The sequence below is a fragment of the Actinomyces capricornis genome, from assembly GCF_019974135.1.
In the GTDB taxonomy this organism is placed as follows: domain Bacteria; phylum Actinomycetota; class Actinomycetes; order Actinomycetales; family Actinomycetaceae; genus Actinomyces; species Actinomyces capricornis.
The window spans coordinates 2530243-2543583 of the sequence record NZ_AP025017.1; the positions used below are offsets into that span (position 1 = coordinate 2530243).

General features: G+C 72.3%; 9 protein-coding genes. All 9 read right to left on the reverse strand.

Annotation, left to right across the window (positions count from 1 at the left end; translation table 11 throughout):
* Positions 1-27: 27 nt before the first annotated feature.
* The 9 genes from MANAM107_RS10375 to gnpA all read right to left on the reverse strand — a co-directional run bounded on the left by MANAM107_RS10375 (position 28) and on the right by gnpA (position 13259).
* A complete protein-coding gene (locus MANAM107_RS10375) occupies positions 28-1455 on the reverse strand; it encodes a sensor histidine kinase (protein WP_223908080.1) in 1428 nt (475 codons plus the stop codon).
* A gap of 91 nt (positions 1456-1546) precedes the next feature.
* Entirely contained in the window at positions 1547-2875 is a 1329-nt protein-coding gene (locus tag MANAM107_RS10380) for a UDP-glucose dehydrogenase family protein (RefSeq protein ID WP_223908083.1), read from the reverse strand.
* Positions 2866-4035, reverse strand: a complete 1170-nt coding sequence (locus MANAM107_RS10385) for a phosphotransferase (RefSeq protein ID WP_223908086.1) — start codon at positions 4033-4035, stop codon at positions 2866-2868. The genes MANAM107_RS10380 and MANAM107_RS10385 overlap by 10 nt, the downstream gene beginning before the upstream one ends.
* Entirely contained in the window at positions 4032-5171 is a 1140-nt protein-coding gene (locus MANAM107_RS10390; RefSeq protein WP_223908090.1) for an aminoglycoside phosphotransferase family protein, read from the reverse strand. Before MANAM107_RS10390 ends, MANAM107_RS10385 begins: the two co-directional genes overlap by 4 nt.
* Positions 5168-7081 carry an ABC transporter ATP-binding protein gene (locus MANAM107_RS10395; protein WP_223913096.1) on the reverse strand — a complete coding sequence of 638 codons (1914 nt, stop codon included), beginning with the start codon at positions 7079-7081 and terminating at the stop codon, positions 5168-5170. The genes MANAM107_RS10390 and MANAM107_RS10395 overlap by 4 nt, the downstream gene beginning before the upstream one ends.
* A gap of 161 nt (positions 7082-7242) precedes the next feature.
* The gene (locus tag MANAM107_RS10400) at positions 7243-8415 is read right to left on the reverse strand and encodes a glycosyltransferase family 4 protein (RefSeq protein WP_223913101.1); all 1173 of its coding nucleotides are present in this window, start codon (positions 8413-8415) and stop codon (positions 7243-7245) included.
* Positions 8416-8417: 2 nt separating this feature from the next.
* Positions 8418-9629, reverse strand: a complete 1212-nt coding sequence (locus MANAM107_RS10405; RefSeq protein WP_223908094.1) for a glycosyltransferase — start codon at positions 9627-9629, stop codon at positions 8418-8420.
* Entirely contained in the window at positions 9626-10822 is a 1197-nt protein-coding gene (locus tag MANAM107_RS10410; protein WP_223908097.1) for a glycosyltransferase family protein, read from the reverse strand. Before MANAM107_RS10410 ends, MANAM107_RS10405 begins: the two co-directional genes overlap by 4 nt.
* A gap of 223 nt (positions 10823-11045) precedes the next feature.
* Positions 11046-13259 (reverse strand): 1,3-beta-galactosyl-N-acetylhexosamine phosphorylase, encoded by a 2214-nt coding sequence (gene gnpA / locus MANAM107_RS10415; RefSeq protein ID WP_223908101.1) that lies wholly within the window; start codon positions 13257-13259, stop codon positions 11046-11048.
* Positions 13260-13341: the final 82 nt, after the last annotated feature.

A 13341-nucleotide genomic window follows, 5' to 3' on the forward strand; every position in this document is an offset into this window, starting at 1 on the left:
CTTCCCTTCGTGATCGGTGTGGGCACACTACTGGCCGTGGTGGCTGCACGGCAGTCTGAGGGTGAACACAGAGCCGGCTCCTTGCTGGGAGCTGATCTCCAGGGCACCCCCGTGAGCGCTGAGGATGTTCTCCACGATACTCAGCCCCAGTCCGGTGCCCGGGGCCCTCTGCTCCGCCTCGGCGCTGCGCCCGAAGCGCTGGCGCACCAGCTCCAGATCCGCCTCGGCGATGCCGATGCCCTCGTCGGCCACCCACAGGCGCACCTGCCCGTCCTCGACGCGCGAGCCCAGGGCGATGCGCGAATCCGCGTCGGAGTACTTCACGGCATTGGCGGCCAGCTGGAGCCAGGCCTGGGTCAGGCGCGTGGGGTCCACCTGGCACACGGATGTGGCCGACTCCTCCAGCACCCACTGGCGCTCGCCCAGGGCGCGGGCCTTGTCGAAGACCTGCACCGTCAGCTCGGAGAGCTGAGTGGCCCGGGGGCGGAAGAAGCCTGACTCGGTGGTCTTGGCCAGCTCCAGCAGGTCACTGACCAGGGTGCCCATCCGATCCAGCTCGTCGATGGCCAGGCTCCGGGTCTGGACGACATCCTGGGTGTCCTCGGGGTCCAGCAGCTCCATATGGCCGCGGATGATCGTGATGGGGGTGCGCAGCTCGTGGCCGACGTCGTCGAGCAGGCTGCGCTCGGCCTCCACCGAGCGCTGCACCCGGTCCAGCATCCCGTTGATGGCCCGCGCCAGGGCGCTGAGGTCGTCGCGCCCCTTGACCGGCACGCGGGAGGTCAGGTCATTGGCGCCGATCGACTCGGTGGCGCGGCGCAGCACCCCGATGGGGTGCAGGAGGCGCTCGACGCCGAACCAGGCCAGCGCGGTGACCAGGGCGACGGTGAAGACGGCGGCGGCCGCGTAGAGCACCATGGTGCGACGCAGGTTGGCGCCGGCGTCCTCCATGTCGACGACCTGGGCCAGGGCCGCCTGGCTGCTGCCATCGCGCAGGGGCACCACCATGACCCGGTAGGAGCCTGAGGAGGTGGTGATCGTGGTGATCGTGGCCTGCGGGGCGGCGCTCAGCTCGCCCAGGCGCTCCACCAGCTGCCTGTCCTTCTCCGGGCGCAGGGTGACATCGGCGGAGGGGAACCAGCGCAGTTCCTGATCAACGAAGCCCAGCTCACTCTCCCCGGGGCGCACCACGGAGCGCTGGATGTGGGTGTAGACCACCTGGGAGGCGTCGACGAAGGGGGCGCCGGTGGCAGGATCGACTCCCTCGATGGCGAGCACCTCGAAGCGGTCGCGGCTGCGCTGGAGGTGCTCATCGATATCGACATGAAGGGTCTGCTGGCCCAGGACCCACACGATGGCGCCGCAGCTGGCCAGGGCGATGCTGGCCACCAGGATGATGGCGGCCAGCACCCGTGCGCCAACCGTGGCCGAGGGTGAGATCTTCTCGGCGTTCACGGCTGCATTGTGCCCTGTGCCACGGCCCCGGTGGTAGGTGGTCATGCCGGGCCTATCACCGAGGCCGTACCGGCCCTGCCAGCCGGTCCGCTCATCTGCCGATGCCCCGATAGTCCCAGCCGGCCTCGCGCCAGGCCGCCGGATCCAGGGCGTTGCGCGCGTCGATGATCACCGGCTGCGCCACCAGCTGGGCCGCCCGGTGGGGATCCATCCCGGTGAACTCCGCCCATTCGGTGGCCAGGATGACCAGCTCGGCGCCCTCCAGGGCCTGCTCGGGGGAGGCGGCGGGGAGGAGGCGGGGGTGGTCCTGGCGCACACGGTCCATGGCGTGCGGGTCGTGGATGGTCACCCGGGCCCCGTGGTCGGCCAGGCGCTCAGCCACATCCAGGGCGGGGGAGTCTCGCAGGTCGTCGCTGTTGGGCTTGAAGGCCGCCCCCAGTATGGTCACGGCCGCCCGGTCGGCGCCCCGGCCCAGCCGCTCCAGGGCCAGGTCCACCACGTGGTCGCGCTGGTCCTGGTTGATGGTGTCGACCTGCTCCAGCAGCCCGGCCAGGCGCTGGGCGCCGTGGGTGGTGGCGCTGGCCCGCAGCGCCCGGATGTCCTTGGGCAGGCAGCCCCCGCCGAAGCCCACCCCGGCATGCAGGAACCGTCTGCCGATGCGCTCATCGAGCCCCAGGGCCTGGGCCAGGACGGTGACATCGGCGCCCGTGGCCTCGCACATGGTCGACATGGCGTTGATGAAGCTGATCTTGGTGGCCAGGAAGGAGTTGGCGGCGGTCTTGACCAGCTCGGCGGTGGCGTAGTCGGTGAGGATGCGGGCAATGCCCTCCTCCAGCATCGGGGCGTAGACCTCGTCGAGGGCGGCGCGCGCGGAGTCGGCCTCCTGGGGGTCCTGGGGCAGGCCGTAGACGATCCGGTCGGGGTGGAGGGTGTCCTTGACGGCGAAGCCCTCGCGCAGGAACTCGGGGTTCCACACCAGTCGGGCGCGCCCCTCCAGGCGGCGGGCCGTCTGGAGGGCGGTGCCCACCGGAACCGTGGACTTGCCGACCACCAGCGGCCGGCGCCCCCCGGACAGCAGGGGGATGAGCAGGTCGACGGCGGCCCACACCTGGGACAGGTCCGCCTCCCCGGCACGGGTGCCCTGGGGGGTGCCCACGGCGATGAAGTGCACGTCGGCCTGGGCGATCCATTCGGCGGTGCCCTTCTCGGTGGGGTCGGCGGTGAAGCGCAGGTTGCCCCGCTCGACGCCGGAGACGAGCAGCTCGGGCAGCTCGGGCTCGTAGAAGGGAGCCTCGCCCTGGGCCAGCTTCTGGGCCTTGATGGGGTCGATGTCGATGCCCAGGACCTCGTGGCCCAGCTGCGCCATGGCGGCAGCGTGGACCGCTCCGAGGTATCCGCAGCCGATGACTGTCAAACGCATGAGGTGCTCCCGTCGGTGGTGTCGTCGATGGTGTGGTGGATGGATGAAGGGACTGCCAGGCATCTGCTCGTCCAGCGTGGCAGCCATGCCTTCGCCCCGGGGCGGAAGGCGTGGACGAAGATGAGGCGCAGCTGTGCTCCGCGGCGGTAGGCCTCCAGCCGGGCGCCCGTGGTGGGGCTGGCAGCGGCCAGATCCTCCAGGAGGCCCTGGACGCGGTCGTGGCCCTGGGGGCTCAGGCGCCCCTGGAGCGCCATGAGCTCGGCGTGGGCCATGAGGTTGCCCAGGTCCAGGGCCGCCTCGGCCAGGGCGGGGGTGTCCAGGTCGATGAGGGACAGGTCCTGCCCGTCCCACAGCAGCTGGCCGTCGTGAAGGTCTCGGTGGCACAGCGTCAGGGCCGGCCCGGCACCGTCCGCAGCAGCGCCCGCCTCCAGCTCGGCGCAGGCGGCCTCCACGGCCCGCCCCAGGGCGGGCACGGCGCGGGGGTCCGCGGTGGCCTCCTCCAGCAGCCCGCTGCCGGTGGCGCGCTCATACCAGTCATGCAGGACCCGCGCCTCGTGGGCGGGGGAGTGCAGGGGCAGGCTCGTGCCAGGGGGCCGGAGCCGGCTCCAGACCTGGACCAGCCGCTGCCACCCGGGCACTCCGGCGTCGCCGAGCTCGCCCAGGCTGCGGCCGGGTACCAGCTCCAGGTCGATGCGATCCTCATCAGCGCGCAGGATCCTGGGCACGCGCAGGCCCATCTGTGCGAAGGCCTCGAAGGCCTCCAGGCTGGAGGGTGAGGGCCGTGCCCGCCCGGGGCGGGTGAGCTTGCTGACCCGGTCGGCTCCCAGGACCACAGCCCGGCGCCCGGCGCGGTGGACCACGAGCCGGCCGCTCAGGTCGGGCGAAAGGCCGGGAAGGGCAGGATCACTGGCGTAGGGCAGCAGGTCGGGCTCGTCTAGGCGGGGATCCAGGACACCGGCGCGCAGGCGTCCCTCCTGGTCGCGGCACTCGAAGGCGACCCGTCCGTTCTTGGCGGGCCAGGCGCGCAGGATGCCCGGGATGGCTGAGAGCCTGCCCAGCAGCCCTGAGGGCCGATGCCCCTGGGCCGTGGCGGCCTGAGCGCCCCTGCCATCCGGGCCGGCCTGCGTGCCGGGCGCGCCCGTGGCGTGTGCTGTGCTCATGCCTGCGCTCCTGCATTCTCCAGACGACCGATCCGCTCCTCGATGGCCTGCCTCCAGTCGGGATCGGCGTGGCGCAGCGGCTCGGCCAGACGCGAGAGCTCGGCCAGGGCGATGGCCCGGCGCAACTGGTCCGGATCCGGCAGGCTCCCCCCGCCCTGCTCGTAGCCCTCCAGCAGTGGCCGGCCCATCTCAAGCGGGCAGACCGCGAGGTAGGAGCCCAGGTCGGCCACGGCCGGGCCCAGCCCCGTGCGGTCGAAGTCGGTCAGCCAGAGGCGGCCGGTGGCCGGGTCGCGCAGCACCTGGTCGGGGGAGGCATCGCCGTGGATGAGGACCGCCGGCCCCGCGAGCTCATCGGGCATCAGCTGGGCCACCTGCCGCGTCCGGGCGGCCAGCTCGGGGGCCAGGGGCTCCAGGATGCGCGCGTGGGTCTGGGCCAGGCGGCGGGCCGAGGGCGGCATATGGGGCAGGCGCCGGCGCAGGCCCTCGTCGAGCTCCTGGGTGGAGGCGTGCAGGCGGGCCAGCAGCTCACCGGCCCGGCGGGTGTCCTGCCGATCGGGGGAGCGCTCCAGGTCGGTGGTGCCGCACAGCTCCTGGAGGCTGTAGCGCCCGGAGTCCCATCGCCCGCCCAGCTCCTTGAGAGCGGGCGCGGGCACCAGGCGGCCCACGGCGCGGTGGATCTGCTCCGCGCGCGGCCCGGGGGCGGTGCGGATGCGCAGCACGCCGTCGTCGCGGCGCAGCACCAGGCGCCGTGAGGGGTTGTAGCGCAGGACCTGGCCGGCGTCCCAATCGCCCAGCAGGCCGTGCTGGCGCGCCTGGGCCAGGTAGGGGGCCAGCTTGGGGTCGGCCTCCACCACTCCGGTCTGAAGGACCAGCCCATCGCGCAGTGTGCGGGTGATGACCTCCAGCCCGTGGCGCTCGGCGCGCTGCTGGACCTTGACGGCCTTGGAGGCCGAGACCGGCCACAGCAGGCGCGCCCAGCCCGCGGTGCGCCCCGTGCCGCGGTCGGCCAGCCCCACCAGCACGGAGACTCCCGGCTTGATGCGCAGCCGCACCGCGCGCACCTGCGCACCGGTGAGCTCACTGAGGGTATCGGCGTCGAGCACCCCTTGCAGGGCGCTGAGTGTCGAGGTGGTCATATGCGGGCTCCTGACTCCTGGGGCTCGGGCTCCTGGTCGGCAGGCTCCGGCTCGCAGTCATCGGAGGCCTGCGGGTCCTGCTGCTCCGGCCCCCGGCTCTGCTCCGGGTCGTGCTGGTCCTGGCCGTCGCTGAGCCGCTGAGGCCGGCCCTGCTCCTGGGGCACGTCGCGCCCCGGCTCCTCATCGCCGCCCTGCCGGTGGCCATACGCGTCCTGCTCCTCGCCCTGCTCGGAGCCGGCCCAGGCGCGGAGGATCGCGGAGGTCCTCAGCAGGCGCTGCGGAGAGCCGTCCATGAGGATGCGGCCGTCCTGGAGCCACACGATGCGGTCGGCGCGCAGGGCCGCCTGGGGCTCGTGGGTCACGGTCAGGGTGGTGCGCCCCGAGACCAGGTCCTCGATGGCATCGAGCACCAGGCCCACGGACTTGGGGTCCAGGCCGGTGGTGGCCTCATCGAGGACCACGAGCCTGGAGTCGCGCAGGAAGGCCCGGGCGATGGCCACGCGCTGGCGCTGCCCGCCCGAGAGGGTCCCGCCGCGCTCGCCCACCTCGGTGTCATAGCCCTGGGGCATGGCGCTGATGAAATCGTGGGCGTGGGCGGCGCGGGCCGCCTGCTCAACCTCCTCATCACTGGCGCCGGGCCTCCCCAGGCGAATATTCTCCCGGATAGTGCCGGTCAGTAGCACCGCCTCCTGGTGGAGGACCGAGACCTGGGATCGCAGGGGCCCCAGGCTCAGCTCGGTCAGGGGATGGCCATCGAGGCTCACCGTGCCGCTGGTGGGGTCCATGGCCCGCACCACCAGGGAGGCCAGGGTGGACTTGCCCGACCCTGAGGGGCCCACCAGGGCCACATGCTCCCCGGGCATGACACTGAGGCTGACGCCGTGGAGCACCTCGACCCCCTCGTAGGCGGCCCGCACCTCCTCGAAGCGCAGCAGGCCGCGCACCGAGCGCAGCTCGCGCCCCCGGTCGGGGGAGACGATATCGGGCTCGACGGCCATGAGATCGGCCACCCGCTCGCCCGAGGCCGTCGCCCGGGCGATCCGGCCGGTGTACTTGGCCATGTCCCGCAGGGGCTTCATGGTGGTGCGCAGGTAGGTGGTGAACAGGACCAGGTCCCCCGGGGTCATCGCCCCCTCCAGGACCCGCAGGCCCCCACCGACCATGACCACGGCCGTGGCCACTCCGACGATGACGTCGGTGCTGCGCTCCAGGCGCGCGGCGATGCGCCGGGAGCGCACCCCCTCGCGCAGGGAGACGGTGTTGACGCCGCTGAAGCGCTCCTGGAGCAGGGGCTCCAGGCCGTAGGCCTGGACCACCTTGATGGCGCCCAGGGCCTCCTGGGCGGTGTTGGCCAGGTTCCCCTCGGAGCGGCGACTGCGCAGGGAGGCGGCGGTGATCCGCTTGGAGGAGCCCGAGGAGGTCAGGACGAAGGCGCCCACCGCCAGGACCACGATCATGGCCAGCAGGGGGTCGAGCACCACCATGACCACCAGCATGACCACCAGGGTCAGCACATTGGCGGCCAGTGGCAGGCCGGCGGTGACCGCTACCTCCTGCATGCGGTTGACATCGGAGATGAGGCGCTGGACGGTATCGGCGCTGCGGTTGCGGGCGTGGAACTGCTGGGACAGGCCCTGGACATGCTCGAAGGCGCGGGCCCTCAGGGAGGCGGCGGTGCGCGAGCCCACCAGGGCGAAGGCCACGGTGGCCAGGTAGTTGCACAGTGCCCGAGCCGCAACGATCCCGACCAGGACGGCCCCCAGGCCCAGCAGCATCCTCAGGCCGGCCGGTGCGGTCCCAGTGCTGGTGCCCAGGGAGGCCACCACGGAGTCCACCACGATCTTCATGGGCCAGGGCTCCAGGACCCGGAAGGCGACCTCCGCCAGGAGGGCCACGGTTCCGCCGACCATGAGGCGCCATTGGGGCGCGGCGTCGGGGCGCAGCAGCCGCAGCGTCTGGCGCGTGGCCGAGGGCCCAGGGCGCTCAGCACCCCGACCCGTCCCGCCCTCGGCACCGCGACCAGCGTGGCTATCGCCGCTGCGCTCCTCAGCGCCCTTGCGCTCAGCCGTGCTCATCGCACCTCCACCGTCGCCAGGATGGTGGAGACCACCGAGCTCCAGGAGTGGCGCTCCTCAGCACGGCGCCTGCCACGGCGCCCCAGGTCGGCGCGCCGCTGCGGCTCGGCGGCCAGGGCGTCGAGCTCGCGGGCCAGGCTCACGGGGTCAGAGGGCGGTACCAGCACGCCCACACCCTCCAGCAGCAGGGGCACCTGCCCGACGGCGGAGGCCACCACTGGCAGTCCGGCGGCCAGGTACTCCAGGACCTTCAGGGGGGAGAAGTACTGCTGCTCCTCGCCTCCCAGGTCCGGGTAGGGCGCCACCCCGATCGCCGAGCCCGCCAGGTGGGCGGGCATGTCCTGCGGCGGGATCGCACCGCGGAAGTCCACCGCCACCCCCAGCTCGGCGGCGCGGGCCCGCAGGGCGTCCATCTGCGGGCCGTCGCCCAGGATGCGCAGGCTCCAGCCGCCCTGGGAGGCACTGGCCGCCTCCAGCAGGTCGGCGACTCCGTGCCAGGGCTTGAGGGTGCCCACGAAGGTGACCACAACGCCGTCGGGGCCGTCGGCGGCCTCGGGCTGGGGCTGGATGCGCCGCACGCTCACCCCGTTGGGGACGGTGTGCACGTGCTGGGGGGCCGGGGCCACGGCGCCATCGCCCGCAGGGCCCTCCTCGCCGTCGACGACGACCGAGCGCACCCACTGCGCCACCGGATCGGAGACGCACACGACACTCGTGGCGCTGGAGACCTGTGCGCGCAGTACCCGCCGGGCCAGGGACTCATCAGCCAGGCTGCGGTGCTCGCGCTGCTCCTCGATGAGGGGGGAGTTGACCTCCAGGACCCCGGGGATGCCCAGCTCCTCGACGATCCCGGACAGCGCGGCGCTGAACAGGGAGTAGCGCTCGTAGACCAGGTCCGCCCCCTGGCCGACCACCAGCTCCACGGCGTGCTGGGCCGCCCGGACCTGGGCCCGCTCGCGCAGGGCCGGGTCCTGGGCGCGCACCGGGATGTGCTCCACGACCAGATCGTCCAGGTCGCCGGGGCGGTGGTCGCCCAAGCGCGCCGCATACAGGACCACCTCGTGGCCCAGGGCCCGCATCTCGCGGATGACCTCCTGGACGTGGACCGAGGCCCCCTTGGTGCCGAAGACCGGGATGCCCGGATCCATGCAGATGTAGGCGATGCGCATTCTCACTCACCCTCCTGGCCGTGGCGCTGCCAGGCCGACAGGGCCGCAGCCTGCTCACGGGAGTCGAACTGCTCCTCGATGAGGCGGCGCGCCCCGGCCGCCAGGGCCGCGGTGTCCACCTCGCCCGAGGCCACCCGCTCCAGGGCCGCCGCCAGATCGATCGGCCTGCCCGGAGGCAGGAGGATCCCGGTGGCACCGTCGCGGACCACCTCGGGCAGGCCCGAGACGGACGTGGCCACCACGGGCGTGCCGCAGGCCATGGACTCCAGGACCACCGTGGGCAGCCCGTCCAGGTTGCCGTCGGCCGCCTCGATGCAGGGCGCGGCGAAGATATCGGAGCGGGCCAGCAGCTCGCGCACCTCGGCCTGGGTCAGGGGCCCCAGGAAGCTCACCTGCTCGCCCAGGCCCAGATCCCGGACCTGAGCAGCCAGGGCCTGGCGCTCCTCGCCGTCCCCGGCGATCTCCAGGCGCACCGGCACGCCGTCATCCACTAAGAGGCGCACCGCCGTGATGAGATCGGCGAAGCCCTTCTTGGGCACCAGGCGGCCCAGGGCGCACACCCGCAGGGGGGCGGTGGGGGCCGCGTGCGGGACGAAGGGGAAGCGGTCGAGCTCCAGGGCGTTGTAGCGCAGGGAGATCCTGGCCCCCGAGCCCTCCAGCAGGGAGCCCAGGAACTCCTCGTTGAAGCGGCTGATGGCGATGACCCGGTCCGCATCGGCGCAGATGCGCTTGAGCCAGGCCTGGTCCACCGATTCGTGGAAGATGTCCTTGGCGTGCGTGGTCACCGTGTAGGGGATGCCGGTCAGCGCCGAGGCGATCCAGGCCATGCGCCCGGCCAGGGAGGCGAAGTGGGCGTGGAAGTGGGTGACGCCGTCGGCGCGCGCCTGGCGGGCCAGCTCCACGCCCTGGGCCACCTCGTCCCCGGGCAGCGTGGCCAGCACCGGCAGGATCTGTGCGAAGCGCTCGCGGTCGGACTCCTGGCTCAGGCCTTGGGCCAGTTGGGCCCACATGTCGATGGCCCTCAGGGGGCGCGGCACCCAGGTGACGCGGGCCCGCACCCGGGCGATCTCGGGGTGGAAGCGGGAATCGGTGGTGGGGCGCAGCGCGTAGATGGACAGGTCGTCCCCCTGGGCCTCGCGGGCCAGGATCTCGGTGACGATGAAGGTCTCGGAGAAGCGGGGGTAGACCTTGAGGATATAGCCGATGCGCGTCATGCCGGGGCCCCTGCGGTCGTGGCCGGGCTGGTGATGAGCTCGTGCGCCAGTCCGGGCACAGTGCTCAGCCCGGCCAGGTCGATGTGGTCGCGGCTGACAGGGCGCTCCACGGCCGCCGCCGTCCACTGGGTCAGGGCCGCAGAGTCCGCATCCTCGGAGCGCAGCAGGTCCACCGCCCCGGACTGCTCCAGGGCGCTGGCCCGGATGAGCTGCTCCAGGCGCGGCACCTCGCGGGGCACCAGGAGAGCGGGGGTGGAGGTGGCCAGGATCTCGCACACGGTGTTGTAGCCACCCATGGAGATCACTGCCGAGGCGTCGTTGATGTGCCGGCTCAGCCCCGGCCAGGTCCGCCGCACCAGGGTGCGCGGGCCGCCACTGCGGGCCACCTTGGCGAACTCGGAGTCGCTGAGCTGGGGGCCGGAGACCACCACATGCTGGTGGCCTGCGGGGGGCTCCATGGCAGCGGCCTCCATGAGCAGGCCGAAGCCGTCGGAGCCGCCCCCGGCGGTGGTCAGGACGAAGGGCTCGTCGAGCGCAGTGGCCTGGGCCTGGGAGTCCTCCAGGCGGGAGCGGCCGTGGGCCAGGTAGCCGGTGAAGCGGATCCGGTCGCTGAGCACCCCGGGGGCCTCTCCGGTGTCCACCAGGTTGTGGACCTTCGGGTCGCCGTAGACCCACACCTGGTCGATGAGCTCGCGCAGCAGCTCACCGGAGCCCAGCGAGGCCCACTCACGGGCGAGCGTGTCAGGGGAGTCCAGGATCTCGCGCAGGCCCAGCACCACGCGCGATCCCGGGTGGGTGCGCTTGAAGCGCCTCAGGGGCTCGCGCAGCTCCTGGCGCACCCCGTAGGGGTGGCGGTCGATGATGACCAGGTCGGGGGCGAAGGACAGCAGCGAGGCCTCCAGCAGGCTGGAGCGCAGCACCGCCAGCTCATCGCGGCTCGCCCGCAGCCGGCGGGGCAGGTACATGCCCCCGGTCTTCTTGACCCCGGGAAGCACCAGCCAGTCGAAGCCCTGGGGGAGCTCGAAGCTCCCATCGGGCGTCAGGCCGGTGGCCACCAGGCCGGTGACCTCGGTGGAGGCGATGTCGGGCAGCTGCTGCGCCAAGTGGTGGGCCAGCGCCAGGTTGCGGCGCAGATGGCCCAGGCCCTGGGCATCATGGCTGTAGAGCATCACCCGGATGGGGGCGGCGTTCATAGGAGGCACCTCTTCATCATCAGCCTGCGAGCGGAGTGCAGGAGGCCCTACTCCGGGCCACACTGCAAGCCTGGTGAACCATCGCAAGGTGAGGATGAGGACAGGATGAGAGAGTTCTTAAACTCGTGAATGCCCTGGTCAGACCGCCCCCAGAACCGGTTTCGAGCCTGCCGCCGGCGGCGTCGTCACGCCCCGCGACACTCCCGGGCCCGGCCTGCCCGCGCTATCCGGCCTGCTGGGGCTCGACGTCGACCCACCGACAGCCCATGGCCCCGATCTCCAGGTCCCAGGTGCGGCCCTGGCCGCGCGCCGTGGTGCGTACCGCCTGGCGCGCATTATTGGTCACCAGGAAGCGTCCCGCCTCCGGGTACCAGGCGATCTCGGTCTGCGGGCTGGAGGTCCACCAGCCCTCCTCGATGAGGTCCTCACGCCCCGCCGCCCAGTACAGGGCGCGCTGGAGGGTGCGGGAGTTGACATCGCTGTAGGGCAGCCCCGAGAAGTAGACCGCCCGCCCCTGCCCGAAGCCGTTGGCCGCCACCCTGACCGAGCCCTCGGTGCAGGCCAGCACCTGCGTGCCCGGCCCCAGGGCGTAGACATCCCCACCGGCCCCCTCGCCGTGGTCGAGTGCCGCCAGGCCCTGCTCATCGCGCGGCAGGTCCTCGGTGATCGGGTGGTGGGGGACCAGTGTGGGGTAGCGGTCCGTGGACAGGGTCAGCTGGCGCTCCCTCTCGACGCCGAGCACATCACCGAGCTGGAGGAAGGCCCCGCCCTTGTCCCAGGCGCTGGGCTCGCCCACCCCGACCAGGCCCCCGCCCCGGGCCACCCAGGCGCGCAGCACCTCGGCCAGGCGCGGGTCGTCCCAGGCCGGCCCCCCGGAGAAGGCGGTGGCGGCCGCACCGGCGTTGATGAGCACGCCGACGTCCTCGGGCACACCGCCGTCGAGCACCTCGTCGAAGGACAGGAAGCGCACGGTGAAGGGCAGTCCGGCCAGCGACTCCAGCACCCCGGCATAGGTGTAGCAGGCCTTGTACCACTGGGCGTGGGCGACCATGTGGGTCTGCCAGCTGCGCAGCGCCCCCCAGGAGTTGAGGATCCCCACCGTGAAGGGGGCGCACCACGGCTCGCGGCCCGCACTGAGGTCGTGGATGTCGCGGAACTCCTGGCAGATCTCGGCCGCGCGGGCCACGAAGTCGGGGAACTCCAGGGCCAGGGACACATACCCCCCGTACCCCATCCGGTCCAGCGGGCGGCGCACGATCGCACGCCGCGAGGACAGCCAGAAGTCATTGGCCTGCCCCACCGGGTCGCCGCCGTCGTGGTTGAACACGTCGGGGAAGAAGTAGGGCAGGAAGCGCACCTCCGTGCACTCCACCCCCGGGATATCGCTGATGAGGCGGGTAGTGGCCGCCGACCCCGCCGAGCCCACCACGGCATCCAGCCCGATGGAGGCGAAGTGCGGCCCATAGGGCTCGGTGCCCATCCAGTTGTCCCCCAGGAACATCATCGCCTTGCGGCCCTGGGCATGCACCAGGTCCACCAGCTCCTTGGCGCGCTGGGCCACGAAGCGCGAGGTGAAGTCGATCCAGTCCCTGAAGGCCCGGCTGGGCGGGCGGAAGGGGGAGTTGTAGTACCCGGCGTCCACGAAGTCCTCAGCGCGCAGCGCATAGCCGTACTCGGCCTCGAATGCGTCGATGGCCTGCGGGGAGACCGAGGCGGAGTAGCCGAACCAGTCGACGAAGCGCTCCCTGCCCTCGGCGTTGAACACCAGGGTGAAGTGGTAGAAGAAGGTGGTGAAGCGCACCACGTCCACCTCGGGGTGCTCCTCCAGCCAGGCCGCCAGTGCCGCCCGGGTGTGCTCCCACACCCCGTTCTTGCGCACGTCGTAGGGCCGCTCCTTGACCCGCCCCGGATCGTCCTGCCACCCATTGGTGATGTAGTTGTACATCTGCGTGGAGTCCCACAGCTGCTCGGCCAGGAAGGAGACCGTGTAGACGTGCCAGGCCCTGGGGGCGGCGATGGTCACCGTCCCGCGCTCGCGGTCCACGCTCCAGCCCTCCACCGGTACCACCTCGCCCGTGGTGCGGTCGATGACCTCCCAGAATCGCTCCACTCGCTCGTAGCAGGGCTGGAACTGATCGGCGAAGTAGCCGGCGAGCACATCGATGACCAGGGGCTCGCCGCTGGCGGCGGTCACCCGATCGCTCATGAGGTACTGGTTGATGAGAGTCTCGGGGTGGGCCAGGGCGAAGTCCTGGTCGCCGCGGGCGGGGAAGTAGGTGGAGTAGACCGTGTCCACCAGCTCCGAGGCGATGGCGGGCAGGTCGGTGCCATCGGAGTTGCGCACGGCGTCGGCGCCCAGGAGGGCGACGAGCTCGCGGATCTGGGAGTCGATCCCCTCCTGGATGGGCAGGGTGACGCGGCCGGTGCTGCGGGGCATGGGGGCTCCTTGGGAGGGTTGGGAGGGCTGGCGGTGGTGGATGGCGGGTGGACCGTGGGGCGACCGGAGGCGGTGCCGGCCG